This window comes from Streptomyces sp. NPDC020192 (assembly GCF_044388685.1).
In the GTDB taxonomy this organism is placed as follows: Bacteria; Actinomycetota; Actinomycetes; order Streptomycetales; family Streptomycetaceae; genus Streptomyces.
The window spans coordinates 1-1731 of sequence record NZ_JBIRXG010000122.1; the positions used below are offsets into that span (position 1 = coordinate 1).

Below are 1731 nucleotides of genomic sequence, written 5' to 3' on the forward strand. Positions count from 1 at the left end.
GTGGTGACCTCGCTGGATGTCGCGCGGCTGGACCGGGTGCTGGCTCCGAAGGTGGATGCCGCCTGGCATCTGCATGAGCTGACGGCGGGCAGGGACCTGTCGGTGTTCGTGGTGTTCTCCTCGCTGGCGGGTGTGCTGGGCAGTGCGGGGCAGGGTAACTATGCGGCGGGCAATGTTTTCCTGGACACGCTGATGCAGCGGCGCCGTCAGGAGGGTCTGCCCGCGGTGTCCATGGCGTGGGGTCCCTGGGTGCAGAGTGTGGGTCTGACCAGCGGGTTGTCGGATGCGGACATGCGGCGTATCACTGCGTCCGGCACGCCGCCGTTCACGGTCGAGCAGGGCTTGGCCATGTTCGACGAGGCCCTGGCCGGCCCGCAGGCGGCCGTGGCCGTCACCCGGCTGGACTTGGCGGCATTGCGCACCCGGGACGACCTGTCGCCGCTGTGGCGCGCGCTGACCGGCAAGCGCGGGCGTCCGGCCACGAGCGACCGCCGGCAGGAATCCGGAACCCTGGCGGACCGTCTGTCGGCTCTGGCCGCTCCGGAGCGCACGGAGCAACTGCTGGTCCTGGTGCGTGACCACGTGGCGGCGGTGCTCGGTTATGCGTCGCGCGAGCAGATCGACACGACCCAGGCCTTCCGGGAACTGGGCTTCGATTCGCTGAGCGCCCTCGAATTGCGGAACAGGCTGCAGGCCGCGACGGGACTCACCATTCCGTCCACCCTCGTCTTCGACTACCCGAACCCGCAGCGCCTCGCCACCCACCTCGCCGAGCAGTTCGGCGAGGCGGAGAGCGCCGACACCGGTGTGGCGTCGCTGCTGGCCCAGCTGGACTCGCTCAGCGGCGCGCTGTCCCGGGCGGAGGTCGTCGACGGCGAACGCGAGGCCGTCGCGAACCGGCTTCGCTCGATGCTCGACGCGTGGCGCGCCGCCGATGAGGGGGACGCCGACGAGGAATGGGAGACCCCCGACGAGGTCTTCCGCTTCATCGACGACGAACTCGGTATTTCCGAAAGCGAAGTGTGAGCGTGACCGGCGTCGACGATCGCGTCCGTAGCGCTTTGTTTGACTCGATCACGAATTCAGAAACAGCGGAGCCCAAATGACTCAGTCCTCGGATAAGATCGTTGAGGCGCTGCGCGCGTCGCTTCTGGAGAACAAGCGGCTCCGAAAGGAGCATCAGGAACTTGTCGACGCGGTAAGCGAGCCCCTGGCGATCGTGGGCATGGCCTGCCGGTTCCCCGGCGGTGTCGAGGATCCCGAGGGCCTGTGGCGGCTGGTCGCCGACGGCGGTGACGCGGTCGGCGGCTTCCCGACCGACCGCGGCTGGGACACCGAGCTGCTGCACGACATCCCCAACGGCGGTGGCTTCCTCGACGACGCCAGCGGCTTCGACGCCGAGTTCTTCGGCATCTCGCCCCGCGAGGCCCTGGCGATGGACCCGCAGCAGCGCCTGCTGCTGGAGACGTCCTGGGCCGCTCTGGAGAACGCCGGCCTCGACCCCCGCAAGGCGGCGGGCACGTCGACCGGCGTCTTCATCGGCGCCGCGCCCTACGGCTACAGCGACGTCACGAGCGGGTCGTCCGACGACCTCCAGGGACACGTGCTGACGGGCAACGCCCCCGCCGTCGTCTCGGGCCGGGTGGCGTACACGCTGGGTCTTGAGGGCCCGGCGGTGACGGTCGACACGGCGTGCTCGTCCTCGTTGGTGGCGCTGCACCTGGCGGGTCA

Annotated in this window: 2 protein-coding genes; both read left to right on the plus strand. The window is 69.7% G+C overall.

The features are described from left to right. Positions 1-1026 (plus strand): beta-ketoacyl reductase (locus tag ACH47Z_RS47150; RefSeq protein ID WP_399086830.1); only part of this gene is annotated, 1026 nt, incomplete at its 5' end. A 76-nt stretch (positions 1027-1102) separates the two neighbouring features. Further along, the coding region (locus tag ACH47Z_RS47155; protein ID WP_399086833.1) for a beta-ketoacyl synthase N-terminal-like domain-containing protein at positions 1103-1731 on the plus strand (629 nt) is incomplete at its 3' end.